Annotated in this window: 25 protein-coding genes; 9 read left to right on the forward strand and 16 right to left on the reverse strand. The window is 76.5% G+C overall.

What is annotated here, in order from left to right; all coding sequences use genetic code 11:
- Positions 1–70: 70 nt before the first annotated feature.
- Together BLQ97_RS23705 and icmF are read right to left on the reverse strand one after the other, a co-directional pair.
- Positions 71–826, reverse strand: coding sequence for a helical backbone metal receptor (locus tag BLQ97_RS23705; RefSeq protein WP_091369021.1), 756 nt, complete (start codon positions 824–826; stop codon positions 71–73).
- Positions 823–4,059 carry a fused isobutyryl-CoA mutase/GTPase IcmF gene (gene icmF / locus BLQ97_RS21935; protein WP_091369026.1) on the reverse strand — a complete coding sequence of 1,079 codons (3,237 nt, stop codon included), beginning with the start codon at positions 4,057–4,059 and terminating at the stop codon, positions 823–825. The genes BLQ97_RS23705 and icmF overlap by 4 nt, the downstream gene beginning before the upstream one ends.
- Before the next feature lie 92 nt (positions 4,060–4,151).
- Between icmF and BLQ97_RS21940 the strand changes: the two genes are divergently transcribed.
- From BLQ97_RS21940 to BLQ97_RS21950, 3 genes are read left to right on the forward strand one after another with little or no spacing between them, the layout of a single operon-like run.
- Positions 4,152–6,002: a SpoIIE family protein phosphatase gene (locus tag BLQ97_RS21940; protein ID WP_091369028.1), complete on the forward strand. Its 1,851-nt coding sequence runs from the start codon at positions 4,152–4,154 to the stop codon at positions 6,000–6,002.
- Complete coding sequence (locus BLQ97_RS21945; protein WP_091369031.1) at positions 5,989–6,768, forward strand: sporulation protein; 780 nt, start codon at positions 5,989–5,991, stop codon at positions 6,766–6,768. The genes BLQ97_RS21940 and BLQ97_RS21945 overlap by 14 nt, the downstream gene beginning before the upstream one ends.
- A 14-nt stretch (positions 6,769–6,782) precedes the next feature.
- Positions 6,783–7,379 (forward strand): NUDIX hydrolase, encoded by a 597-nt coding sequence (locus BLQ97_RS21950; protein ID WP_091369033.1) that lies wholly within the window; start codon positions 6,783–6,785, stop codon positions 7,377–7,379.
- Positions 7,380–7,394: 15 nt separating this feature from the next.
- On the opposite strand, the gene BLQ97_RS21955 is transcribed toward BLQ97_RS21950, so the two are convergent.
- The 4 genes from BLQ97_RS21955 to BLQ97_RS21970 all read right to left on the reverse strand — a co-directional run bounded on the left by BLQ97_RS21955 (position 7,395) and on the right by BLQ97_RS21970 (position 9,881).
- Positions 7,395–7,775, reverse strand: coding sequence for a DUF4267 domain-containing protein (locus BLQ97_RS21955; RefSeq protein WP_091369035.1), 381 nt, complete (start codon positions 7,773–7,775; stop codon positions 7,395–7,397).
- Positions 7,772–8,329 carry a hypothetical protein gene (locus tag BLQ97_RS21960; RefSeq protein WP_091369038.1) on the reverse strand — a complete coding sequence of 186 codons (558 nt, stop codon included), beginning with the start codon at positions 8,327–8,329 and terminating at the stop codon, positions 7,772–7,774. The genes BLQ97_RS21955 and BLQ97_RS21960 overlap by 4 nt, the downstream gene beginning before the upstream one ends.
- On the reverse strand, positions 8,326–8,892 hold the full coding sequence (locus BLQ97_RS21965; RefSeq protein WP_245692624.1) for a class I SAM-dependent methyltransferase: 567 nt from the start codon (positions 8,890–8,892) through the stop codon (positions 8,326–8,328). Before BLQ97_RS21965 ends, BLQ97_RS21960 begins: the two co-directional genes overlap by 4 nt.
- Positions 8,893–8,990: 98 nt before the next feature.
- Positions 8,991–9,881 carry an alpha/beta fold hydrolase gene (locus BLQ97_RS21970; protein WP_091369042.1) on the reverse strand — a complete coding sequence of 297 codons (891 nt, stop codon included), beginning with the start codon at positions 9,879–9,881 and terminating at the stop codon, positions 8,991–8,993.
- 71 nt (positions 9,882–9,952) lie between these two features.
- Between BLQ97_RS21970 and BLQ97_RS21975 the strand changes: the two genes are divergently transcribed.
- Complete coding sequence (locus BLQ97_RS21975; RefSeq protein ID WP_217637316.1) at positions 9,953–10,810, forward strand: helix-turn-helix domain-containing protein; 858 nt, start codon at positions 9,953–9,955, stop codon at positions 10,808–10,810.
- Between the two features lie 24 nt (positions 10,811–10,834).
- Here the strand turns inward: BLQ97_RS21975 and BLQ97_RS21980 are convergent, their stop codons facing one another.
- The gene (locus tag BLQ97_RS21980) at positions 10,835–11,248 is read right to left on the reverse strand and encodes a TIGR03618 family F420-dependent PPOX class oxidoreductase (RefSeq protein ID WP_091369047.1); all 414 of its coding nucleotides are present in this window, start codon (positions 11,246–11,248) and stop codon (positions 10,835–10,837) included.
- A 203-nt stretch (positions 11,249–11,451) separates the two neighbouring features.
- On the opposite strand from BLQ97_RS21980, the gene BLQ97_RS21985 reads away from it, so the two are divergent.
- The gene (locus BLQ97_RS21985) at positions 11,452–12,159 is read left to right on the forward strand and encodes a GAF and ANTAR domain-containing protein (RefSeq protein ID WP_175471874.1); all 708 of its coding nucleotides are present in this window, start codon (positions 11,452–11,454) and stop codon (positions 12,157–12,159) included.
- A 42-nt stretch (positions 12,160–12,201) separates the two neighbouring features.
- Here BLQ97_RS21985 and BLQ97_RS21990 read toward each other — a convergent pair whose 3' ends face one another.
- The gene (locus tag BLQ97_RS21990) at positions 12,202–13,011 is read right to left on the reverse strand and encodes an NAD(P)-dependent oxidoreductase (protein ID WP_217637317.1); all 810 of its coding nucleotides are present in this window, start codon (positions 13,009–13,011) and stop codon (positions 12,202–12,204) included.
- 88 nt (positions 13,012–13,099) lie between these two features.
- Positions 13,100–14,677, reverse strand: coding sequence for an MFS transporter (locus BLQ97_RS21995; protein WP_091369176.1), 1,578 nt, complete (start codon positions 14,675–14,677; stop codon positions 13,100–13,102).
- 119 nt (positions 14,678–14,796) lie between these two features.
- Here BLQ97_RS21995 and BLQ97_RS22000 point away from each other — a divergent pair, with 119 nt between their 5' ends.
- Complete coding sequence (locus tag BLQ97_RS22000) at positions 14,797–15,720, forward strand: helix-turn-helix domain-containing protein (protein ID WP_175471875.1); 924 nt, start codon at positions 14,797–14,799, stop codon at positions 15,718–15,720.
- Complete coding sequence (locus BLQ97_RS22005; protein ID WP_091369056.1) at positions 15,717–16,265, forward strand: dihydrofolate reductase family protein; 549 nt, start codon at positions 15,717–15,719, stop codon at positions 16,263–16,265. Before BLQ97_RS22000 ends, BLQ97_RS22005 begins: the two co-directional genes overlap by 4 nt.
- 27 nt (positions 16,266–16,292) lie before the next feature.
- Here BLQ97_RS22005 and BLQ97_RS22010 read toward each other — a convergent pair whose 3' ends face one another.
- The 7 genes from BLQ97_RS22010 to BLQ97_RS22040 form a co-directional block, all read right to left on the reverse strand.
- Positions 16,293–16,892 carry a YceI family protein gene (locus BLQ97_RS22010; protein WP_091369059.1) on the reverse strand — a complete coding sequence of 200 codons (600 nt, stop codon included), beginning with the start codon at positions 16,890–16,892 and terminating at the stop codon, positions 16,293–16,295.
- Positions 16,893–16,993: 101 nt separating this feature from the next.
- A complete protein-coding gene (locus tag BLQ97_RS22015) occupies positions 16,994–17,818 on the reverse strand; it encodes an acyl-CoA thioesterase (RefSeq protein WP_245692626.1) in 825 nt (274 codons plus the stop codon).
- Positions 17,819–17,935: 117 nt separating this feature from the next.
- Complete coding sequence (locus BLQ97_RS22020; RefSeq protein ID WP_091369064.1) at positions 17,936–19,081, reverse strand: thiolase family protein; 1,146 nt, start codon at positions 19,079–19,081, stop codon at positions 17,936–17,938.
- A 57-nt stretch (positions 19,082–19,138) separates the two neighbouring features.
- Positions 19,139–19,903, reverse strand: coding sequence for a crotonase/enoyl-CoA hydratase family protein (locus BLQ97_RS22025; protein WP_091369181.1), 765 nt, complete (start codon positions 19,901–19,903; stop codon positions 19,139–19,141).
- A 47-nt stretch (positions 19,904–19,950) separates the two neighbouring features.
- Complete coding sequence (locus tag BLQ97_RS22030; protein WP_091369067.1) at positions 19,951–21,063, reverse strand: CaiB/BaiF CoA transferase family protein; 1,113 nt, start codon at positions 21,061–21,063, stop codon at positions 19,951–19,953.
- Positions 21,060–21,794, reverse strand: coding sequence for a dienelactone hydrolase family protein (locus BLQ97_RS22035; RefSeq protein ID WP_217637318.1), 735 nt, complete (start codon positions 21,792–21,794; stop codon positions 21,060–21,062). The genes BLQ97_RS22030 and BLQ97_RS22035 overlap by 4 nt, the downstream gene beginning before the upstream one ends.
- 23 nt (positions 21,795–21,817) lie before the next feature.
- Positions 21,818–22,318, reverse strand: coding sequence for a winged helix-turn-helix transcriptional regulator (locus BLQ97_RS22040; protein WP_091369070.1), 501 nt, complete (start codon positions 22,316–22,318; stop codon positions 21,818–21,820).
- A gap of 172 nt (positions 22,319–22,490) precedes the next feature.
- On the opposite strand from BLQ97_RS22040, the gene BLQ97_RS23535 reads away from it, so the two are divergent.
- A complete protein-coding gene (locus tag BLQ97_RS23535) occupies positions 22,491–22,634 on the forward strand; it encodes a hypothetical protein (RefSeq protein WP_175471877.1) in 144 nt (47 codons plus the stop codon).
- Between the two features lie 164 nt (positions 22,635–22,798).
- Positions 22,799–24,037, forward strand: coding sequence for a pre-mycofactocin synthase MftD (mftD, locus tag BLQ97_RS22045; RefSeq protein ID WP_091369073.1), 1,239 nt, complete (start codon positions 22,799–22,801; stop codon positions 24,035–24,037).
- Positions 24,038–24,072: the final 35 nt, after the last annotated feature.

Raw genomic sequence — 24,072 nt, forward strand, 5'->3', positions numbered from 1 at the left:
GCGGCCCGCGGTTGACGGGTTGCGAGCGGCATCGTCGGCCGCGCGGCGTCATCGCCCCGTCATCCCCGCGTCACCGCGGCCCGAGGGCCTCCAGCAGCTCGGCGCGGGCGGTGGCCAGCGAGGGGCCGTACCAGGTCAGCGCCCGCCCGGACACCAGCACCGACCGCAGCCCGGGGAACGCCTCCGGGCCGTCGTCGGCGGTGAACGGGTACGGCTCGTCGGGCAGCAGGACGACGTCCGGACCGGCGGCGCGCACGTCGTCCACGGAGACGTGCGGGTAGCGGTCCTCCCCCGCCCCGAACGCGTTGACCAGGCCCAGGCGCGCCAGCACGTCGCCGGTGAAGGTGCGCGGGCCGACCACCATCCACGGGTCCCGCCAGACCGGCACGACCACCCGGCGGGACGGCGAGGGCGCCGGCCGGGCCCACTCGCGGGCGGCGTCCGTCAGCCAGGCCGGCTCCGCCACGCCCAGCACCGCGCCGAACAGCCGGCGCATCGACGCCAGCGCCTCGTCCACCGTCTCGATGACCGTCACCCACACCGGCACGCCGGCCGCGCGCAGCCGGTCGACGTCGAGTCGGCGGTTCTCCTCCCGGTTGCAGACCACGAGGTCGGGCTCGAGCGCGGCGATCGCTGCGCGGTCGGGGTTCTTCGTCCCGCGCACCCGGGCGACGTCGAGACCCGCCGGGTGCGTGCACCATTCGGTCGCGCCCACCAGCCGGTCGGGCACGGTGACCGCCAGCGCCTCGGTGAGCGAGGGCACCAGCGACACCACCCGCCGCGGCGGCCGGGGCAGGCCGACCTCGGTGCCGAGGTCGTCGATCACACGTTGCGCCGGTACTGGCCGCCCACCTCGAAGAACGCGTCGCTGATCTGGCCCAGCGAGCACGACCGGACCGCGTCCACCAGCGCCTCGAACACGTTGCCGCCCGAGGTCGCCGCCTCCTGCAGCCGGGCCAGCGCGGCCGGCGCCTCGTCGGCGTGCCGGGCCTGGAAGTCGGCCAGCCGCTGCAGCTGCGACTGCTTCTCCGCCTCGGTCGCCCGGGCCAGCTCCACCGGCTTCGGCGGGGCCTCGTCGCGGTGCGGGTCGAGGAACGTGTTGACGCCGACGATCGGCAGCGACCCGTCGTGCTTGCGGTGCTCGTAGAGCATCGACTCGTCCTGGATCTTGCCGCGCTGGTAGCCGGTCTCCATCGCGCCCAGCACGCCACCGCGCTCGGCGATCCGGTCGAACTCCGCCAGCACCGCCTCCTCGACCAGGTCGGTGAGCTCGTCGACGACCGCCGAGCCCTGCAGCGGGTTCTCGTTCCCCGCCAGGCCCCACTCCTTGTCGATGATCATCTGGATGGCCAGCGCGCGGCGCACCGAGTGCTCCGACGGCGTGGTCACCGCCTCGTCGTAGGCGTTGGTGTGCAGCGAGTTGGCGTTGTCGTAGATCGCGCACAGCGCCTGCAGCGTGGTGCGGATGTCGTTGAAGTCCATCTCCTGCGCGTGCAGCGACCGGCCCGACGTCTGCACGTGGTACTTCAGCTGCTGGGAGCGGGCGTTGGCGCCGTAGCGGTCGCGCATCGCCACCGCCCAGATCCGCCGGGCCACCCGGCCGATCACCGTGTACTCGGCGTCCATCCCGTTGCTGAAGAAGAAGCTCAGGTTGGGCGCGAAGTCGTCGATGGCCATGCCGCGCGCGAGGTAGGCCTCGACGTAGGTGAACCCGTTGGCCAGCGTGAAGGCCAGCTGGCTGATGGGGTTCGCCCCGGCCTCGGCGATGTGGTAGCCGGAGATCGACACCGAGTAGAAGTTGCGCACCCGGTGCTGGATGAACCACTCCTGGATGTCGGCCATGCAGCGCAGCGCGAACTCGGTGGAGAAGATGCAGGTGTTCTGGCCCTGGTCCTCCTTGAGGATGTCGGCCTGTACCGTGCCGCGGACGGTGGACAGCACCCAGGCGCGGATCTCGTCGGCCTCGGCCTCGTCGGGCTCGCGGCCCTCCTCGGCGCGGAAGGCGTCCAGCCGCTGCTCGATCGCGGTGTTCACGAACATGGCGAGGATCGCCGGCGCCGGGCCGTTGATCGTCATCGACACCGACGTCGTCGGGGCGCACAGGTCGAACCCGTCGTAGAGCGCCCGCATGTCGTCGAGCGTGGCGATCGAGACGCCGGACGTGCCGACCTTGCCGTACACGTCGGGGCGCGGGTCGGGGTCGCGGCCGTAGAGGGTCACCGAGTCGAACGCCGTCGACAGCCGGGTGGCCTCGTTGCCCGCCGACAGCACCCGGAAGCGCCGGTTGGTGCGGAACGCGTCGCCCTCGCCGGCGAACATCCGCGCCGGAGCCTCGCCGGCGCGCTTGAACGGGAAGACACCGGCGGTGTACGGGAAGGCGCCGGGCAGGTTCTCCCGCCGCAGGAAGCGCAGCAGGTCGGCCTGGTCGGTGGTGCGCGGCAGCGCCACCCGCGGCACCTTCGTCCCGGAGAGCGTCTCGCGGGTCAGCGGCGTGCGGATCTCCCTGCCGCGCACCGTGTAGACGTACTCGTCGCCCGAGTACTGCTCCACCCGCGCCGGCCACTCCTCCAGCAGCGTGCGCACCTCGGGCAGCAGCTCCCGGTCGGCGGCCTCCGCCGCCGCGCGGGCGGCGTCGGCCGCCTCCCCGTCGAGCACCTCCGCCGCGGTGGTCAAGTGCTCGCGCCGGCGGACGACGGCGGCCTGCTCCTCGGTGACCCGGTGGTGCGCGCGGACGGCGTCGGCGACGTCGGCCAGGTACCGCGCCCGCGACGACGGCACCACGCTGGACAGGCCGGTCGAGGCGCGGACGTCCACCCGCGGCAGCACCCCGGAGCCCGCGGGCAGCCCCTTCTCCACCAGCAGGCGCAGCAGCTCCTGGTACAGCGCGGTGACGCCGTCGTCGTCGAAGCGGGCGGCGCTGGTGCCGAACACCGGCATCTGCTCCCACGGCTGCCCGAACGCCTCCCGGTTGCGCACCATCTGCCGGGCGACGTCGCGGCGGGCGTCCTCGGCACCGCGGCGCTCGAACTTGTTGATCGCGACGACGTCGGCGAGGTCGAGCATGTCGATCTTCTCGAGCTGCGACGCGGCGCCGAACTCCGGCGTCATGACGTAGAGCGACACGTCGCTGAACGGCACGATCGCCGCGTCGCCCTGGCCGATGCCCGGCGTCTCCACGACGACCAGGTCGAAGCCGGCCGCCTTCACCGCGGCGAGCACGTCGTCGAGGTGCTCGGGCACCTGCGCGCCGGCGGAGCGGGTGGCCATCGAGCGGAAGAAGGTGTGCGAGCCCTCGCCGGACTCCAGCGCGTTCATCCGGATCCGGTCGCCGAGCAGCGCGCCGCCACCGCGCCGGCGGGTGGGGTCGATGGCGAGGACGGCGACGCGGAGCTTGTCCTCCTGGTCGCGGCGCAGCCGGCGCAGCAGCTCGTCGGTGAGCGAGGACTTGCCCGAGCCGCCGGTCCCGGTGATGCCCAGCACCGGGACGGTGCGCGCGGCGGCGGCCTCGCGGACGCGGACGGCCAGCCCCTCGTCGGCGCCCGCCTCCAGCACCGTGATCGCCCGGGCGAGCGCGCGCGGGTCGCCGGTGAGCAGCGCGTCGGCGTCGGGGCGCTCGGCGGTCAGGTCGACGTCGCAGGCGCGGATCAGCTCGTTGATCATCCCGGGCAGGCCGAGGCGGGCGCCGTCCTCGGGGCTGAAGATGCGCACGCCCTTCTCGCGGAGCGCCGCGATCTCCTCGGGCACGATCACGCCCCCGCCGCCGCCGAACACCTGCACGTGCGACGCGCCGGCCTCGGCCAGCCGGTCGACCAGGTAGCCGAAGTACTCGACGTGCCCGCCCTGGTAGGAGGAGATGGCCACCCCCTGGACGTCCTCCTCCAGCGCGGCGCGGACGACGGCGTCGACGCTGCGGTCGTGCCCGAGGTGCACCACCTCCGCGCCCTGGCTCTGCAGCAGCCGCCGCATGACGTTGATCGCCGCGTCGTGCCCGTCGAACAGGCTCGCCGCGGTGACGAACCGGACGGGGTGGACGGGCGCGTGCAGCTCCGCGGAGGCCATGGCTGCACGGTAGGCGGGATTTAGTAGGACGTCCAACTACCCGCGGGTAGCACCGGTGTGTCCCCGCTCCCCGGCCGGGGCACGGGGAGACGATGGACCAGGAGCTGCCGGTTCCCGACTGGACGCGGGTGTTCGACGTCGCCCCGGTGCCGCTGGTGCTGCTGACCCCCGACCTCGTGATCGTGCACCCGAACCGGGCGCTGCTGCAGCAGGCCGGGAGGACGCACGAGGAGACGGTCGGCCGCTCCCTGTTCGACGTCTTCCCCGTTCCGCCCGACGACCCGGCGGCCGACGGTCCGGCCAACCTGCGGACGACGCTGGAGCAGGCCCGCGACACCGGCCGGCCGGTGGTGATGCAGATCCAGAGGTACGCCATCCCGCGGCCCGACGGCACCTTCGAGGAGCGGTACTGGAGCCCCGTGCACGTGCCGGTCCTCGACGACGACGGCCGGGTGGTCTTCCTGCTGCACCGCACCGAGGACATCACCCACTACGTGCGGCTGCGGGACGAGGCGCGCGGCGAGGCCGACCGGGAGCAGCGCCGCGTGGCCGACGTCGAGGCCGACCTGCTCACCCGCACCCGGGAGCTGGAGAGCGCCGTCACCGAGCTGCGCGCGGTCGGGGCCCGCCAGCGGCGCACCGCGCAGTCGCTCGCCGGCCTGGCCGCCATCGTCTCCGCCCTCGCCGCCGCCGAGAGCCGGCCCCAGTTGGTCGACCTGCTCGCCGAGCACGGCGGCGCCGCGCTGGGCGCGTCGCTGCTCGCGCTCGCGCTGCCCGGGCTGCCCGGCGGTGACCTGGTGCTCACCGCGTCCGGCGCGCCGGTGGGCCGCCGGCTCGCCGCGGACGCGCAGCACCCCGCGGCCGTCGCCGCCCGGGGGCGGAGGGTGCTGGTCGGCGACGCCGGCGCCCAGCCGCCGCCAGCAGCGGGGCTGCGGTCCTGGGCGGCGCTGCCGCTGCGCTCCGGCGACCGCCTGCTCGGCTCGCTGACCGTCGGCTGGCCCGGGCCCCGCGTGTTCGAGGACCACGACGTGCGGGTGCTCGAGGCGCTCGCCGTCCAGACCGTGCAGGCGGTGGAACGGGTGACCCGCCTCGAGGACGAGCGGCGGCTGGCCTCGGCCACCCGCAGCCTGGCCGAGACGCTGCAGCGCTCGCTGCTCACCGACCCGCCGCACCGGCCCGGGCTCGACCTCGCCGTCCGGTACCGCCCGGCCGCGGTGGAGGCGCAGGTCGGCGGCGACTGGTACGACGCGTTCGCCGCGGGCGAGGGCACCACCCTCGTCATCGGTGACGTCACCGGCCACGACCGGATGGCCGCCGCGGTGATGGGCCAGGTGCGCAACGCGCTGCGCGGCATCGCGCACGCCGTCGACGGCCCGCCGTCCCGGGTGCTCGCCGTCCTCGACGGCGCGCTGGCCGCACTCGGGACGAGCACCCTGGTCACCGCCGTCGTGGCCCGCGTCGGCCCGGCCCCGGAGGGCGAGGGCGCCGGAGCACGGTCGCTGATCTGGTCCAGCGCCGGGCACCTGCCCCCGCTGGTGGTGCCGCCCGGCGGGGGACCCCGCCTGCTCGGCGGCCGACCCGACCTGCTGCTCGGGGTGGACCCCACGAGGGCCCGGCACGACGGCACCGAGACGCTGCCGCCGGGGACCACCGTCGTCCTCTACACCGACGGCCTCGTCGAGCGCCGTGACGCCGACCTCGACGCGGGCCTCGACCGGCTGCTCGCGGCGGCGGGCGACCTCGCGGAGCTGCCGGCGGAGGAGGTCTGCGACGCGTTGCTCGCCCGGCTCGCCCCGCAGCGGGCCGACGACGTCGCGCTGCTCGCCCTGCGGGTGCACCCGGCGCCCGGACCGCGAGCGGAACCCTCCCCAGCCCCCGTGCGTGGTGCCAGAGTGCCGGCCGTCCCCGATCCGAACGGAGCACTCCCCCATGGCCTTCCGTGACCTGATGGCGAAGCTCGGCGCCGGCAACGCCGACGTCGACACCGTCCTCGACTCCCCCGTCACCACGCCCGGCGGCACCGTGACCGGCACCGTGCACCTCACCGGCGGCAAGGTCGCCCAGGACATCGCCGAGTGCCGGGTGTCGCTGCAGGCGCGCGTCGAGGTCGAGAGCGGCGACCACGAGTGGAAGGAGGACGTGGTCTTCGGCACCGCGGTCGTGGCCGGCGCCGGCCGGATCGAGCCCGGCGCGCGGGCGGCCGTGCCGTTCAGCTTCCCGGTGCCCTGGCAGTGCCCGTTCACCGCCGTCGACGGGTGGACGCTGCGCGGGGTCGCCATCGGCCTGCGCACCCGGGTCGACGTCCCGGGCGGCACCGACCCCGGCGACCTCGACCCGGTCGTCGTCGAGCCGCTGCCGGTGCAGCGCACCGTCATCCAGGCCCTGTCCGGGCTGGGCTTCGCCTTCCGCGGCGCCGACGTCGAGAAGGGCCGGCTGGCGGGCAGCGACCTGCCCTTCTACCAGGAGGTCGAGTTCGCGCCGCCGTCGTCGCTGCGGGGTCGGGTCAACGAGCTCGAGGTGACCTTCCTGGCCGGGCCGCACGGCGTCGAGGTCGTGCTGGAGGTCGACCGGCGCGGCGGGCTGTTCACCGAGGGCCGCGACGTCGGTGGCCGGCTGCAGCTGCGCCACTCCGACACCGACGTGTCCGCGGTGGCCGCGCAGCTCGACGCCGCCGTCCGCCAGCTCGGCTCGCGGCGCGGCTGGCTCTGACCGACCCTGTCCGGGTGCTGACCCGGGACACGCTGGCCGCGCGGCTGCGGGCCTTCCCGCGCCGCGCGGCCGACCGGCCGGAGCTCAAGGCCGCGGCCGTCGCCGTCTGCGTCACCTGCGACGACGGCGTGCCCGCCCTGCTGGTCACCCGCCGGGCGGCCGGGCTGCGCGCGCACGCCGGCCAGTGGGCGCTGCCCGGCGGGCGGCTCGACCCCGGGGAGGGCCCGGTCGAGGCGGCGCTGCGCGAGCTGGCCGAGGAGGTCGGGCTGCACCGCGGGCCGGAGGTCGTCCTGGGCCTGCTCGACGACTACGTGACCCGCTCGGGCTACGTGATGACGCCGGTGGTCGTCTGGGCCGGCGCCACCGGCGAACTCGCCCCGGCCGAGGCCGAGGTGGCCGCCGCCTACCAGGTGCCGCTGGCCGACCTCGACGTCGACCCGCAGCTGGTGCCCATCCCGGAGTCCGACGCCCCGGTCATCCGGCTGCCGCTGCTCGGCGGGTGGGTGCACGCGCCGACCGCGGCGGTGGTGCACCAGTTCTGCCGGCTGGCCTGCCGCGGCGAGACCACCCGGGTGGCGCACCTGGAGGCGCCGGTGTTCGCCTGGCGGTGAGCCGGGGGCGCCGGCTCACCGGCGGTGCCAGCGGGCGGTGCCGTAGGAGGCCACCGCGAGCACGATCCCGGACAGCACGGCGCTGCGCGGGCGCACGTCGCCCGTGGCACGGGAGGTCCACACGGCGGCGGCGTCGAGAGCGGTGAGCAGCAGCGCCACCTCGGTGGTGCGGCGGGCCTGCGGCGGCGGCGTCACCAGCAGCGCCGCGCCCATCGCGATGTTGCGGGCGGCCGCCAGCCGGACCAGCAGCGGCAGCGCGACGTCGCCGCGTGCGGCGTCGGGCCGCACCCCCAGTGCGCCGGCGATCCAGCGCGGCGCGAACAGCGCCGCGCTCCCGATCCACATCGACAGCGACCCGACGGTCTTCCGGGTGACGTCCCACTCGTCCCTGCTCACGAACGGCCCTTGCCCGCGAACTGCCTGGTCGAACCGGCGACCAGCACCAGCACCAGGGCGAGGAAGGGCAGCGTGAGGGCGCTGGCCACGACGTCGCTGACGGTGGCGACGGTGAACGCCGCGGCCGACGGGGCGTCCAGCGGGCCGAGGACGCCGTCGACCCCGAGCGCGGCCACCGACGGCGGGATCGTCACCAGCGCCGACACCCCGCCGCCGAGCACGACGCCGGCGAGCACCGCGGCCGGGGAGGTGCGCACCGCCCGCAGCGCCGTCGCCGTCCCCCGCACCAAGGCGCCGCGCGGACGCACCCGGCCGTCGTCGGGCAGGCCGGTGAGCGCGCCGGTGAGCCACAGCTGGGCGAGCAGCCCGGTGCCGAAGCCGACGGCGTCGACCAGCAGCGCGTGCGCGACGCTCGGGTCGTCGTACACGAGCAGCTGGCGCAGCACGTCGGGCACCGTGTTGACGAGCGTGACCGCCAGGGAGACGGCGTAGACCCGCCCGGCGTGCCGGCGCAGCAGCGCCAGGGCACCGCGGACGGCGGCCCCCGGGCTCACCTGCGGGTGGCGACGGCCTGCACCCAGCGGTCGCCGGCCCCCCGCCGCAGCTTCCCCGGCGGCACGTCGAGACCGGCGCGGCCGAGCTCGGCGACCAGCTCGTCGGTGGAGAACCGGTCGGCCGGGTGGCGGGAGACCGCGCGCAGCCACGGCGCGTCGACGAAGCGGGCGGTCATCTCGGTGAGGGCCAGCACGCCGCCGGGCCGCAGCACCCGGGCGGCCTCGGCGACCGCGGCCCGCCAGTCGGGGATGTGGTGCAGGGCGTGGAAGTCGACGACCAGGTCGACGCTGCCGTCGTCGACCGGCAGCGCGGTGGCGTCGCCGACCCGGAAGGTGACCCGGTCGGCGAGGTCGGCGCAGCGCACCCGCGCCCGGCCGACCGAGGCCTGGTGCACGTCGAAGGCGGTCACCTCGGTGGCGCCGAACCGCTCGACGGCGACCCGCGCGCCCAGCCCCCGCCGGCCGGTGCCGATGTCCACGGCGCGGGCGCCGCGGGCGCCCAGGCGCGCCAGGATGCGCCCCTCGAGCTGCCGGCCGGCGAGGTGGCGGAGGCGGGAGTCCACCCACAGCCGGTTCGCATTCACGTAGGTCGGGGGCGTGCGGGTCGGAGGCGTGCGGGTCGGGGACATGGCGCCCGGCTACCCGATCCGCCGCCGGGCACTCACGACAGCAGCTCCCGGTAGACGTCCCGCGCGTGGTCGAACACGAGGAAGTGGCCCTCACCGGGGTACCAGCGCGCGGTCACCGAGGGCAGCATCGCGGCCAGCACCCGGCCCAGCGCCACCGGCACCTGCCAGTCCTGGGTGCCGTGCCAGATGCGCACGTGCTGGCGCACCTCACCCACGGGGAAGCCCCACGGCCGGAACAGCAGCGCCCGGTCCTCGGCGAGGGCGCCCGACCCCTGCCGCAGCCCCTCGGTGAAGGTGCGCGCCAGCACCCGCCGGACCGCGGGCCGGCCGAGCACCCGGCGGTCGGCCGGGTTGAGCCGCAGCTGCAGGTAGCGGGGCAGCAGCTGCGGGCGGACGGTCAGCGGCGCGAACGCCGGCCGCAGCAGCGCCGTCGTCGCCGGGGACGGGCGGTGCGCGGCCGCGCGGACCGACGTCGGCAGCCAGCCCGGCCACGGCCACGGGACGTCGGGCGGCGGGGCGCCGCCCAGCACGCCGACCGCCGACACCCGGTCGGGCAGCGCGTGTGCGCAGGCCAGCGCGTACGCGGCGCCGCCGGACAGGCTGAGGACGGCGGTGCGCTCGATGCCCAGGACGTCGAGCAGCTGGACGACGTCGGCGGGCCAGTCGGTCACCCGCCGCCCCCGCTGCGGGTCCGAGCCGCCGAAGCCGGGGCGGTCGGGGACGACCAGCCGCACGCCCCAGCGGCGGTAGGCGGCGGCGTCGTCGACGTGCCGCTCCAACCGGGAGCTGGGCGACCCGTGGCAGCCGAGCACCGGCCGGCCTCCGGGGTCACCCCACTCGGCGTAGGCCAGGGTGCGGCCGTCGCGCAGCTGCAGGCGGCCCTCGCGGGGCCCGTCGGCGGGATCGGCGCTCGTGGTGTGCACCGACCCCGGCTACCCGGCGCGACGGGATGTCAGGCGCACGGGCGCCGGCCGGGTGCGGCAGCCTGGGCGCGGTGGACGCCGACACCTCGACCTCCCCCGTCCCGCGCCGGCTCGACCGGGTGGAGTGGGCGCACCTGCGCGACCCGCGCGACGCGACCGCCGTCGTCCACCGCTACGACGTGCCGGCGCCGCTGGCCCCGCTGGTGCAGCGGTTCTGGATCCCGGTGTGGTCGGTGCCGCCCGGGCGGCAGTCGGTGCAGCGGGTGCTGCAGCACCCGGCCTGCCTGGTCATCGTCTCCCCCGAGTACGCCCGCTTCCACGGCGTCGTGTCCGGGCTGTCGACGACGACGCTCACCGGCGACGGCTGGGCGGCCGGCGTCATGCTCACGCCCGCGGCCGGCGCGCTGGTGGCCGGCGGCCCGGTCGCGCCGTACACCGACCGGCACGTCGACGTCGGCGAGGTGCTCGGCGAGCACGGCGCGCGGCTGGCCGCGGGGGTGCGCGCGGCGATGGCCGGCGACCCGTCCTCCCCCGCCGCGCACGCCGCCGCGACGGCCGTCTACGCGGACGTGCTGGCCCGGTTCCTGCCCGTGGACGACGAGGGGCTGCTCGTCGACCGGGTCGTCGCCCTGGTGGAGTCGCGGCCCGACCTCACCCGCGTCGACCAGCTGTGCGCCGAGACCGGGCTGTCGGAGCGGGCCCTGCAGCGGCTGGTCTCGCGGCGGCTCGGGCTGACCCCGAAGTGGCTGGTGCAGCGCCGCCGGCTGCAGGAGGCCGCCGGCCGGCTGCGCGAGGGGACGGCGACGGTGGCGCAGGTGGCCGCCGAGCTCGGCTACGCCGACCAGCCGCACCTCACCCGCGACTTCGCCCGCGCGACCGGGATGACGCCGGGCGGGTTCGCCGCCCGGTTCGGGGACCGCCGGCCCTAGGCGGACCGGGCGACCGTCGCGCCGTCAGCCCGAGACGACCTGCCGCTCCGGCTCGATCCAGATCGTCACGCGCTCGGTGGTGATGTTCCCGGCCGGGTAGGGCCGCCCGTCGTACTTGTGCGACAGCTCGTCGATCTGCGCCCGCGCCTCCGGGCCGGTCGAGGTCTCGGCCACCCGGCCGCGCACCTCCGCGAAGCGGTAGGGGTTCGACTCGTCGCGGATCGCCAGCGTCACGCGCGCGTCACGCTGGAGGTTCTCGAACTTCCGCCGTCCGGTCTCGGTGTTGACGTAGACCCGCTGCCCGTCGGTGCCCACCCAGATGTACTGGGTCTGGATGCGCCCGCTGGGCAGCAGGGTGCTGATCGCCGCGTAGTTGGGGCCGGCCGCGAGCTCGCGGGTGACCGGGTGCAGCTCGGGTCCGTCCTGGGTGTCCGCCACGGCGCAGCCCTACCCACGGTGCGCGGCGCCACGCGCGACGGCGTGCCGCCGAGGGTTCGGGACGACGGCGTATCGTCGTCCCCGCGCGTCACACAGCCGGCGTGCCACGGGGCTCGCCCCGCCTCCGGGGCCCTGCAGCAGCCGGGACCCCGACGTCCACCGCCGGCTCCCGCTGCCGGCACCGCCTGCTCGGAGTGACTCGCGTGAACCCCGCGGACGGCCGGCTCCCCGGTGTCCTCCTCGACCTCGCCCTGGTGCCCGTGGACCGGCCGCTGCCGCTGGTGCTCGAGCAGGTGGCCGGCCTGGCCACCGAGACGCTGGGCGGGCAGCCCGCGGTCTCGGTGACCGTCGTGGGAGGCGACGGCGCGGGCACGGTGGGGACCAGCGCCCAGGTGGCCGCCGACCTGGACACGGTGCAGTACCGCGCCGGGCGCGGCCCGTGCCTGGACGCGGCCACCTCGGGCACGGTGCAGGTGCTGCCGGACGCGGCGTCCGAGCGGCGCTGGCCCGAGCTGGCCCGGGCGGCGGTGACCGCCGACCGCCGGGGACTGGTGTCGGCGGGCTTCCCCGCCGGCCGCGCGGTGCCCGGCGGGCTCAACCTGTACCTGCAGCCGCCGCTGCGGTCCGACGCCGCGCTGCGGGAACGGGCCGTGCGGTTCGCCACCCACGCCGCCGTCACCGTGGGCAACGCGGTGCTGTACGCGCGGACCGCCCAGCTGGCCGAGCACCTCCAGGTGGCGCTGGACTCGCGGGCCGTCATCGACCAGGCGAAGGGCGTCCTCATGGAGCGATACCGGCTGACCGCGGCGCAGGCGTTCGACGCGCTGACCCGGGTGTCGAACCAGAGCAACACCAAGGTGCGCGACGTGGCGGCCCACGTCGTCGAGACGGGCCAGTTCCCGCCGGCCTGAGCACCCCGGTGCGCCCCGGAGCACCCCGGCGGGAGGCCCGGCTCAGCCGCGCAGCCCCTCGACCACGGCGGCCAGGTCGACGGCGGCCGGGTCGTCCACCCGCTCGGCGGCGGCCTCCATCGTCGCCAGCACCGCGGCGGTCAGCCGGTCGGCGACGCCGGCGCCCCGCAGCGCCTCGCCGATGAGCCGGGCGTCCTTGGTGGCGCCCGGCAGGGCGAAGCTCGGCGGGTACTCGCCGGACAGCATCAGGCCGCCCTTGAGGTGCGCGTAGGGCGAGTCGACCGGCCCGCCCTCGATGGCGTCGAGGAAGCGCTGCGGGTCCACGCCCAGGCCGCGGGCGAGCGCGATGGCCTGCGCCGCGCCGGTGGTCAGCATGAACAGCCACGAGTTGCAGGCGAGCTTGAGCCGGCTGCCGGCACCGGCCTCCCCCAGCCAGACGGTCTTCGCGCCGAGCGCGTCGAACACGGGGCCGAGCCGCTCCCGGGCCTCCTCCGGCCCGCTGGCGAGCAGGGTGAGCGCCCCCGTCGCGGCGGGCTCCTTCGTGCCGAGCACCGGGCAGTCGACGAGCACGAGGTCCAGCTCGCGGGCGGCGGCGACGGTGCGGTCGGCGCCCTCGACGCCGACGGTCGAGGTCTGCAGCCACGTCGTCCCGGCGGCGGGCGCGGCCTGCCGGACCACGTCGAGCACCGCGTCCGCGTCGAGCAGCATGGTGAGCACGACGTCGGCGCCCCGGGCCGCCTCGGCCGGCGAGTCGAACGCCGCGGCGCCGGTGTCGGTCAGTGCCCGCGCCTTGGCGGGGTCGCGGTTCCACACCCGCACCGGCAGGCCGGCCCGCCGCAGCGAGGACACCATCCCGGCGCCCATCGTCCCCGTGCCGAGGCACCGCCACCGTCAGCTCCGTCATGCCCCGATCCTGCGGGGCGCGGGGGTCCGGCGCAGGTCAGCCGTGCCAGGCGTGGCCGTGGCTGTGCACGCCGTCGGGGCCGTGCCGCTCCCCGGGTCCGTGCCGCTCGTCGCGCACCGGGCCGCCGTCGTCCGCGGCCGGCGCGGCGCCGTCCCCCTCCTCGGCGCGGTTGCGGCGCAGGTCGACGACCCCGAGCACCAGCGCGGCGGCGGCCCCCAGGACCGACACGCACAGGCCGGCCGCGGCGGCCGCCGGGTAGTCCTCGCCGGTGGCCGAGAGCACCAGGTAGAACAGGCCGGGCAGCGCGGCGGTGCCGACGGCGGCGCCGAAGCGCTGCGCCGTCTGCAGGCCGCCACCGGCCGAGCCGGCCATCGCCACGGGCACGTCGCGCAGCGTCATGGTGATGTTGGGCGAGATGACGAAGCCGCCGCCCAGGCCGCCGACCAGCAGCGCCGGCGCGATCGCCCAGCCGGCCGCCGAGGGCGGCACCAGCAGCAGCACCACCGCGGCCGCGGACAGCCCGACCATGACGCCGGCCAGGCCGAACACCGTCAGCCGACGCCCGTGGCGCTCGACCAGCCGGCCGGCGACGACGGCCGAGCCCGCCGAGCCCAGGGCGAACGGCGTGACCGCCAGCCCCGACTGCAGTGGCGTGTAGCCCAGGCCGGTCTGGAAGAACAGCGCGAAGACCAGCCAGATGCCGCTGAAGCCGACGAAGTAGACCGTGCCGAGCGCGGCGCCGATGCCGTAGCCGCGGGTCTCGGTGACCAGCCGCGGGTCGAACACCGGCTGGCCGTCGCGGGCCACCACCCGGCGCTCCCACGCGGCGAACACCGCGAGCAGCAGCGCCCCGACGGCGAACAGCCACCACAGCCGGGACAGCCCGCCGGCCTCCGCCTGCACCAGCGGGAAGAGCACCGCCAGCGCTCCCGCACCGAGCAGCAGCACGCCGACGACGTCGATCCGGCCGCGGCCGCCGGACCCGCCGCGCGGCAGCAGCCGCAGCGCCAGCAGGAAGGCGACGACGCCGATCGGCACGTTGACGTAGAACAGCCACCGCCACCCGCCCGGTCCGTCGGCCAGGCCGAGGATGGCGCCGCCCGCGACCGGACCGACGGCGGTGGAGATGCCCACCGTGGCGCCGAACAGCCCGAACGCCCGGCCGCGCTCGGCGCCGCGGAACAACTGCTGGATGAACGCGGAGTTCTGCGGCGCCAGGCACCCGGCGGCCAGCCCCTGCACCAGGCGGGCGGCCACCAGCCAGCCCACCGACGGCGCCGCCCCCGCCGCGGCGCTGGAGGCGACGAACGCGGCCAGCCCGGCGAGGAACAGCCGCCGCCGGCCGAAGGCGTCGCCCAGCCGGCCGGCGGGGACCAGCATGAGGCCGAAGGTCAGCGCGTACCCGGAGACCACCCACTGCACGGTCGCCGGCGTGGCGCCGAGGTCGCGCTGCAGCGAGGGCAGCGCCACCGACACGATGCTCACGTCGAGCAGGCTCATGAAGCCGACGACGAGGGTGACCGACAGCGCGCTCCACCGCTTCGGGTCCGGCCGGTACTCCTCCGGGTCGCCGGGCGGGGAGGTGAGGGCCTCGGGGGCGGAGCGCGGTGGCACGACGAGGTGCCCTACCCGGTCGTGCGCCACCGACACCCGGCCCCCGGCGCGCCCGGCCCGCTGCGACAGCGCAAGAACGGTCGGGCGCGGGGAGCCCTCGGGTCGCCAGACTCGACGGCGTGACGCCACCGGGCCGCGACCGCCTCCGCGAACTGCTCGACGCCGTCCTCGACGAGGACAACCGGAAGCTGTCGGACATGGCCGGCGACGCCTACGCCTCGCCGTTCCACTTCAGCCGGCAGGTGTCGGTCGGCGCCGGGGAGTCGCCGGTGGCGCTGCGCCGGCGGGTGGTGCTCGAGCGCGCCGCCTGGCAGCTGCGCCACGGCGCGAGCGTCACCGAGGCCGCCTTCGCCGCCGGCTACGAGTCGGTGGAGGGGTTCAGCCGCGCCTTCGCCCGGGCCTACGGCCGCACGCCCGGGTCCCCCGAGCCCGCGACCACCGGTCGCGACGCGCACTGGCTGCCCGCGCCGAACGGCCTGCACTTCCACCCGCCGTCGTCGCTGTGGGTCAGCGACGAGCCGGTGCGCGGCGGCGGCGACCAGGTGACCGCGCTGCTGGTGCACCACGGCGTCGAGGACGCCCGCGCCCTGCTGGAGCTGGCGAAGGGCCTGCCCGACGAGGAGTACCGCCGGGTCCGCTCCCCCGGGCTGGGCGTGCTGCCGTGGGACGGACCCGAGGAGACGCTGGCCGCCGTCCTGGACGCGCTGGTCCGGACGCTCGAGGTGTGGGTCGCCTCCGTCGAGGGCGCCGACCACCCGGCGCGCGGGGCCGACGACGCGGCCGCGCTGCTCGAGCGGCACGACGCGGTCGCCCCGCGCTGGCTGGCCGCCGTCCGCGACGTGGCCCGTCGCGGCGCGTGGAACGACCGGCTGGTCGACGCGCTGTGCGAGCCGCCGGAGAGCTTCGTGCTCGGCAGCGTCGTGGCGCACGTGCTCACCTTCTCCGCGCACCGCCGGCTGCTGGCCCGGCACTGGCTGCGCGCGGCCGGCGTCGCCGTCGACGCCGGCGACCCCATCGAGTGGCTCTCCCGGAGGGAACGATGACCCGCACCGTCTACTACACCGCCACCACGCTCGACGGCTTCATCGCCAGCGCCGAGCACTCGCTGGACTGGCTGCTCTCGCGGGAGGCCGACCACGAGGGGCCGATGGGCTACCAGGCGTTCGAGAAGGGCGTCGGGTCGCTGGTCATGGGCGCCTCCACCTACGAGTGGGTGCGCGAGCACGGCGGGCCCGACGCGTGGAGCTACACCCAGCCCGCCTGGGTGCTCACCCACCGGCAGCTCACCGCCTACGACGGCGCCGACATCCGGTTCGCCGCCGCCGACACCGACGCGGAGCTGCGCGCGCTGCACGCCGAGCTGGTGGCCGCCGCCGGGGACCTCGACGTGTGGGTGGTCGGCGGCGGGCCGGTGGCCGCGCGGTTCGCCGCGGCCGGGCTGCTCGACGAGGTGGTCGTCTCCATCGCGCCGGTCACCCTGGGCGCGGGCATGCCGCTGCTCCCGGCGCACGTGGAGCTGGTCACCCGCGAGGTCGCGCAGAACGGCGAGTTCGCCTGCGTCCGCTACGACGTCGTCCGGCCGGGCTGAACGCGGCCCCTCTGCAGGCCCCGCCGTTCAGGCGCTGCGGATCACCGAGACGTCGAACTCGACCTGGATGCGGTCGCTGACCAGCCACCCGCCCGTCTCCAGGGCCGTGTTCCAGGTCAGGCCCCACTCGCTGCGCTTGATCGCCAGCGCTCCCTCGAAGCCGACCCGGGTGTTGCCGAACGGGTCCTTCGCCGACCCGGTCATCGTGAACTCGACGGTGACGGGGCGGGTGACGTCGCGGATGGTGAGGTCGCCGGTCACCTCGTAGGTGTCGTCGTCGACCGGCTCGACGCCGGTGGAGGTGAACACCATCTCCGGGAACCGCTCGACGTCGAGGAAGTCCGGCGAGCGCAGGTGCGCGTCGCGGTCGGCCTGGCCGGTGTCGATGCTCGCCGTCCGGATGCGGATGGCGACGCTGCTGGCCTCCGGCTTCGCGGTGTCGAGGTGGGCCTCGCCGGAGAAGTCGGTGAAGGCGCCGCGCACCGTCGTCACCATGGCGTGCCGTGCCCGGATGCCGATGCGGGTGTGCGCGACGTCGATGGTGTAGTCGCCGGTGACGTCGACGAGCGCGGTGGTCGCCGCGTCGAAGTCGGTGGGACCGCTGTCAGGTGCGCGGTGCTTGGCCACGTGTCCGTCCTTCCCCCCTCGCAGACCACCCATCCTCGCCGATCGCCCGGCCCGGCACACCGGCGGGCTCCACCGGGCTCACCCCGGTGCTCACCCCGTGCTCACCTCGGGCCCGGGCGGAACGGGTTGCGGCCGGGGCGGAACAGCGTCTCCTGGGTGAGGCTGGCGGCCAGCACGCCGTCCCGGGTGGTGATCGAGCCGGTGTACCAGCCGCGCCCGCCGGAGACGGTCGCCGGCACCAGGTCCACCAGCACCCAGTCGTCGAGCCGGGCGGCCCGGTGGAACCACAGCGCGTGGTCCAGCGTCGGGCCGGGCGCGGCCGGCCCGCCGGGCAGGTCCTCGGGCAGTGCGGACAGGCCGGTGCCGATGTCGGAGAGGTAGGTCAGCACGCAGGCGTGCAGCAGCGGGTCGCCGGGCAGCGGGACCGTGGCCCGGGACCAGAAGCGGGTCGGGTACGCGGCGTCCGGGTGGGGCTGCGACGGCCGGCGGCTCTCCATGGAGAACAGCCGGGGCAGGGTGAACGGGGGGCAGTCCCCGGGCGCCTCGGCCGGCGGCGCCGCGGCCACCTGGAGGTCGGGGCCGGGGGTCGGCGCCTGGAAGGACGCCGACATCGACAGCACCACCTCACCGCCCTGCACGGCCACCACCCGGCGGGCGGAGAAGGACCCGCCGTCGCGGTCCCGCTCGACGCGGAAGACGGTGGGCCGGGCGGCGTCGCCGGCGCGGAGGAAGTAGCCGTGCAGCGAGTGCGGCAGCCGGTCGGGCGCGACGGTGCGCCCCGCGGCCAGCAGCGCCTGCGCGGCGACCTGGCCGCCGTAGAGCGGGAAGGGGTCGGCGAAGACCAGCAGGCTGCGGTAGAGGTCCCGGTCGACCTCCTCGAGGGTGAGGACGTCGTGCAGCGTCGGGTCCCCGGCGTCGGCGCTCACGGCCGCCGAACGTAACCGGGCCCGGGGCCGCCCCTGCAGGCGACCCCGGGCCCGGGTGCGTCGGTGCGGGCCCATGCGGGGGCCGCCCGGGCGGGCAGGGGTTCGGGTCCGGGTCTGCTACAGCAGCTCGAGGATGGTGGCGTTGGCCTGGCCGCCGCCCTCGCACATCGTCTGCAGCCCGTAGCGGATGCCGTTGTCGCGCATGTGGTGCACCAACGTGGTCATGATCCGCGCGCCGGACCCGCCGAGCGGGTGGCCGAGCGCGATCGCGCCGCCGTTGGGGTTGAGCGCCTTGGCGTCGCCGCCGATGTCGGCCAGCCAGGCCAGCGGCACGGGGGCGAAGGCCTCGTTGACCTCGAAGGCGCCGATCTCGTCGATCGACAGACCCGACCTCGCCAGCGCCTTCTGGGTGGCCGGGATGGGGGCGGTGAGCATGACCACCGGGTCGGCGCCGGCGAGCACGGCGGTGTGCACCCGCGCGATCGGGGTGAGCCCCAGCTCGGCCGCCTTCTCCGACGTCGTCATCAGCAGTGCGGCCGACCCGTCGGAGATCTGCGAGGAGTTGCCGGCGGTGATCACGCCGTCCTCGGGCCGGAACACCGTCTTGAGGGTGCCGAGCTTCTCCACCGTCGACTCGCGGATGCCCTCGTCCTGGCTGACCACCGTGCCGTCGGGCGTGGTCACCGGGGCGATCTGGGCGTCGAAGCGGCCCTCGGCGCGGGCGGCGGCGGCCTTCTCGTGGGAGGCCACGGAGAACTCGTCGCACTGCTGGCGCGACAGCCCCCACCGCTCGGCGATCGTCTCCGCGCCCAGCCCCTGGTTGATCTGCGCGCCGTCGTAGCGCTTGCGGAACGCCTCGCCGAACGGGTCGGCGCCGGCGCGGGCGGTGCCCATCGGCACCCGCGACATCGACTCCACGCCGCCGGCGACGACGACGTCGTACTGCCCGGCCACCAGCCCGGCGGCGGCGAAGTGCACCGACTGCTGCGAGGAGCCGCACTGCCGGTCCACCGTCACCCCGGTCACCGACTCCGGCCAGCCGGCCGCCAGCACCGCCGTCCGCGCGATGTCGAAGGTCTGCTCGCCGACCTGGGACACGCAGCCCCAGATCACGTCGTCCACCTCGGCCGGGTCGAGCCCCGCCCGCTGGACCAGCGAGGTCAGCACGTGCGCCGACAGGTCCACCGGGTGCACACCCGACAGCCCGCCGTTGCGCTTGCCCACCGGCGTGCGCACCGCCTCGACGATCACCGCATCACGCATCGTTGCTCCCCTCGACCAGCTGTGGTTCCCGGCACAGTAACCCCCTGCCCGGGTGTGTCAGCGCCCGCGCCAGACCGGTGCGCGCCGCTCGGCGAAGGCGGTGGCGCCCTCGCGGGCGTCCTCGGAGGAGAACACCGGCTCGATCAGCTCCTGCTGCCGCGCCCAGCCCTCCTCGGCCGTCCAGTCGGCGGTGTTCCGCGCGATCTGCTTGGTCGCCGCCACCGCCAGCGGCCCGTTGGCCGCGACCACCCCGGCGAGCTCGACGGCGGCGTCGAGCGCCCCGCCGTCCTCGACGACCCGGTTGACCAAACCGACGGCGGCCGCCCGCTCGGCGTCGACCGGCTGCCCGGTCAGCAGCATCTCCATCGCCACCGCCTGCGGGACCCGTCGCGGCAGGAACAGCGCCGCGCCGGCCGCGGCCACCAGCGAGCGGGTCACCTCGGGCACGCCGAAGCGGGCCGAGCGGCCGGCGACGACGAGGTCGCAGGCGAGCACCAGCTCGAACCCGCCGGCCAGGGCCCACCCCTCGACCGCGGCGACCAGCGGCTTGCGCGGCGGGGTCTGGGTGATCCCGCACAGCCCGCGGCCCTCGATCGAGGGCCGCTCGCCGCGCAGGAACGCCTTGAGGTCCATGCCGGCGGAGAAGGTGCCGCCGGCGCCGGTGAGCACGCCGGCGCGCAGCTCGTCGGAGCCGTCGAGCTCGTCGACGGCGGCCGCGACGGCCCGCGCCACCGCGCCGTCGAGGGCGTTCTTGGCCTCGGGCCGGTTGATCGTGATGACCTGGACGGCGCCGCGGCGCTCCACCAGTACGGGTTCGGTCACGGGGCAGGCCCCTTCCTCCGCGGCGACCCGCGGCTCCGGCGCCCCCGTCAGCGGGGGCGCGACCACTCCTCCAGCAGGTCCCGCGCGTCGGCCGGGCCGGCCGGGGCCGGCCCGGGCGGGCCGGCCGGCGTCCGGGAGAACCGCGGCGCGGGCGCGGCCTGCAGCACGCCGTCGACCTCGACGAGCGTGCCGCGCGCGGCCAGGTGCGGGTGCCCGGCCGCCTCGGCCGGGTCGAGGACCGGGGTGACGCAGGCGTCGGTGCCGTCGAACACCCGCTCCCAGTGCTCCCGCGGCCGGCTGGCGAACGCCCCGGCGAACAGCGCCCGCAGCCGCGGCCAGCCGGCCGGGTCCATCTGCGGGGGCAGCTCCTCGGCCGGCAGCTCCAGCCCGGCGAGCAGCGCCGCGTAGAACTGCGGCTCCAGCGCGCCGACCGCGACGTGGCGTCCGTCGGCGCAGCGGTAGACGTCGTAGAAGGGCGCGCCGCCGTCGAGCAGGTTGGTGCCCGGCCGGTCCGACCACGCCCCCTGGCCGCGCAGCGACCACATCAGCTGCGACAGCAGCGCCACGCCGTCGACCATCGCGGCGTCGACCACCTGCCCGCGGCCCGACCGGGACCGCTCGTGCAGCGCGGCCAGCACGCCGACCAGCAGCAGCATCGAGCCGCCGCCGTAGTCGGCGACCAGGTTCATCGGGAACCGCGGCGACTCCCCCTGCCGGGCCAGCGCGGCGAGCGTGCCGGTCAGCCCCAGGTAGTTGACGTCGTGGCCGACCCGGTCGGCCCACGGCCCGTCCTGCCCCCAGCCGGTCATCCGCGCGAAGACCAGCCCGGGGTTGCGGGCCAGGCACTCCTCGGGGCCCAGGCCCAGCCGCTCGGCGACGCCGGGCCGAAAGACGTCGAGCAGCACGTCGGCCCGGTCGACCAGGCCGAGCACGAGCTCGCGGCCCTCGGGCGTCTTGACGTCGGCGGCCACCGAGCGCCGGCCGCGCAGGACCGCGTCCCGGCCGCCGGCGCCCACGGCGAGCCCGCCGGAGGGCCGCTCGACCCGGACGACGTCGGCGCCGAGGTCGGCCAGCACCATCGCCGCGTGCGGCCCGGGGCCGATGCCACCGAGCTCGACCACCCGCAGCCCGGCCAGCGGCCCGGCCCCGCCCGCGCTCACGCCCGGCTCCGCAGGTGCCGGTCGAGGAAGCGCAGGACCCGCGCCCAGGCGTCCTCCGCCGAGGGCTGGTGGAAGTCGAGCCCCGCGAGCTTCTCCAGCACGGTGAACGGCCCGGCGTTGTGCCGGTTGAGGAAGGAGTGCCCGGCGTCGGGGTACTCCTTCACGTCGTGCTCGACGCCGAGGTCGGTGAGCACCCGCTCGAGCCGGTCGGCCGTGCCGCGCAGCCCGCGGTCGCGGCGGCCGTAGCTGGCCACCACCGGGCAGGCGCCGGCGAGCACCCGCTCGGGGTCGGCCGGCAGGGGGCCGTAGTTGGGCGCGGCGACGTCGAAGCCGCGGGTGGCGGCGTAGAGCGCGAACTGCCCGCCCATGCAGAACCCGAGGACGCCGATGCGGCCGGTGCAGTCGGCGCGGTCGGCCAGGGCGCGCCGGGCGGCCTCCAGGTCGCCGAACGCCGGCCCCTCCCCGCGGGCGAGCGACCGGAACGTCGAGCGCAGGCAGCGCACCGCGCCGCCGGCGGAGAACAGGTCCGGGGCGAGGGCGAGGTAGCCGGCCGCGGCCAGCCGGTCGGCGTGCTGCCGGACGTCGTCGGTCAGCCCGAACACCTCGTGGACGACGACCACCCCGGGCCAGGGCCCCTCGCCGACGGGCGGCACGGCGAGGTGGGCGCGCAGCCGCGGCGTGCTCGCGCCGCCGGGGATCTCGGTGGTGGGCAGGACGGCCTCCCTGGTCACGGCGGCGGCGGGCGCCGCCGACGCTAGCCGGGCGGTGTGGCGGGCGTCTCAGCGGGCCGCCCGGTGGGGGTCGCGGTGACCTCGCGGGGTCCGCCGACGTCGTGGCCGGCCGCGCACCGCAGCCCCAGCGACACCGGCGCCCCGCAGTCGCGGTGGGTGAGCGCCAGCGGCGGGTCGCCGTCCCCGGCCAGCCACCGGTCGCCCCACTGCATGAGCGCGACGACCGCCGGGTGCAGGTCGCGGCCCCGGTCGGTGAGGCGGTACTCGTGCCGCTCCCGCTCGCCCGGCGCCCGGTAGGGCACCCGGACCAGCAGCCCCTCGGCGACCAGCCGGTGGAGCCGGTCGGTGAGCACCGCCCTCGGGGCGCCGAGCGCGCGCTGCAGGTCGGCGAAGCGGCGGACGCCGAGGAAGGCCTCCCGCAGCACCAGGAGGGTCCACTTCTCCCCCACCACGGCCAGCGTCGCGGCCACCGAGCAGCGCGCCCGGTCGAAGTCCGGGGCGGGGTCGGGCGTGGCCGCGGTCACGGGTGCAGCCTAGGTCACCCTGGGTTCGCTTGACGAACCGCGCGGTCCGGAGCATGGTTGGAGATGCAGACCCAGCAGTTCGGAGCCGTGATCGGCGTCGCACTGAGGGCCCGCCGGCAGGGGCCGGGGCGCCGGCTCGCGCCGCCGTCCGCACGACCGGGGAGGACCCGACATGACCCGCCTGCGCACCGCCCTCACCTCCGCCCGCGCCGCCCGCGCCCGCCGCCGCGACGACCGGGAGATCGCCCGCGCGCTCGCCGCCGCCCCCACGCTGGAGTCCGCGCACGAGATCGCCGCCCTCGCCGCCCGCCGGTGAGCCACCGCGCCGCCCCGTCGCGGCGCACCTCCTGACCGGCCCCGGGGCCCCGGCCCCGGGGCTGCGCCGTCTCCGGGGTGTGGTCCGCGCCATACCCGCGCCGCTAGGGTGGCACTCAGTGCCAGCCGGGTGGGTCCCGGCGGTCCGACCGAACGGAGACGACGGTGGCGAACGCGTGGTTCGAGACGGTGGCCGAGGCCCAGCGCAGAGCGCGGCGGCGGCTGCCCAAGGGCGTGTACGGGGCGCTGGTGGCCGGCTCGGAGAAGGGCCTGACCGTCGACGACAACCTGCGCGCCTTCGACGAGCTCGGCTTCGCCCCGCACACCGCGGGCCTGTCCAACAAGCGGGAGATGGTCACCCGCGTCATGGGCCAGGACGTGTCCATGCCGGTGCTCATCAGCCCGACCGGCGTGCAGGCCGTGCACCCCGACGGCGAGGTCGCCGTCGCCCGGGCCGCCGCCGCCCGCGGCGTGGCGATGGGCCTGTCCTCCTTCGCCAGCAAGCCGGTCGAGGAGGTCGTCGCGGCCAACCCGCAGACCTTCTTCCAGATGTACTGGGTGGGCACCCGGGACGAGATGCTCGCCCGGATGGACCGCGCGAAGCGCGCCGGCGCCGTCGGCATGATCGCCACCCTCGACTGGTCGTTCGCCTACGGCCGCGACTGGGGCAGCCCGTTCATCCCGTCGAAGATCGACTTCGAGGCCGCCCGGAAGTACGCGCCGCAGGTGCTCGTCCGCCCCCGCTGGCTGCTCGACTTCGCCCGCACCGGCCGCATCCCCGACCTCACCGTGCCCAACATGGTCGCCACCCCCGGCGAGACGCCGCCCACCTTCTTCGGCGCCTACGGCATGTGGATGCAGTCGCCGATGCCGTCGTGGGAGGACGTCGCCTGGCTGCGGTCGCAGTGGGACGGGCCGTTCATGCTCAAGGGCGTCATGCGCGTCGACGACGCCCGGCGGGCCGTCGACGCCGGCGTCACCGCGATCTCGGTGTCCAACCACGGCGGCAACAACCTCGACGGCACCCCCGCCTCGATCCGCGCCCTGCCGGCGGTCGCCGAGGCCGTCGGCGAGCAGGTCGAGGTGCTGCTCGACGGCGGCATCCGCCGCGGCAGCGACGTCGCCAAGGCCCTGGCCCTGGGGGCGCGGGCGGTGATGATCGGCCGCGCCTACCTGTGGGGGCTGGCGGCCAACGGCCAGGCCGGCGTGGAGAACGTGCTCGACCTGCTGCGCGACGGCCTGGGCTCGGCGCTGACCGGCCTGGCCCGCGAGTCCACCGCGGACCTCTCGCGCGACGACGTCGTCGTCCCGCCCGGCTTCGAGCGGCGCCTCGGCGTCGACGAGCCCGACGCCCCCGTGGAGACGGTGCGCCCGCGCACCCGCAAGGCCGCCCGGCCCGCCTGAGGGAATCCTCCGGGGCGGGTCGCGTTGCACCCTGC

Origin of the sequence: Geodermatophilus telluris, from assembly GCF_900102745.1 — a bacterium.
GTDB classification, from domain to species: Bacteria; Actinomycetota; Actinomycetes; order Mycobacteriales; family Geodermatophilaceae; genus Geodermatophilus; species Geodermatophilus telluris.

Coding starts and splice junctions, on each gene's coding strand:
- icmF (WP_091369026.1), bottom strand. CDS start 4,059: ATGGCCTCCGCGGAGCTGCACGCGCCCGTCCACCCCGTCCGGTTCGTC.
- BLQ97_RS21940 (WP_091369028.1), top strand. CDS start 4,152: ATGGACCAGGAGCTGCCGGTTCCCGACTGGACGCGGGTGTTCGACGTC.
- BLQ97_RS21945 (WP_091369031.1), top strand. CDS start 5,989: ATGGCCTTCCGTGACCTGATGGCGAAGCTCGGCGCCGGCAACGCCGAC.
- BLQ97_RS21990 (WP_217637317.1), bottom strand. CDS start 13,011: ATGGTGTCCTCGCTGCGGCGGGCCGGCCTGCCGGTGCGGGTGTGGAAC.
- BLQ97_RS22005 (WP_091369056.1), top strand. CDS start 15,717: ATGACCCGCACCGTCTACTACACCGCCACCACGCTCGACGGCTTCATC.
- BLQ97_RS22020 (WP_091369064.1), bottom strand. CDS start 19,081: ATGCGTGATGCGGTGATCGTCGAGGCGGTGCGCACGCCGGTGGGCAAG.
- BLQ97_RS23535 (WP_175471877.1), top strand. CDS start 22,491: ATGACCCGCCTGCGCACCGCCCTCACCTCCGCCCGCGCCGCCCGCGCC.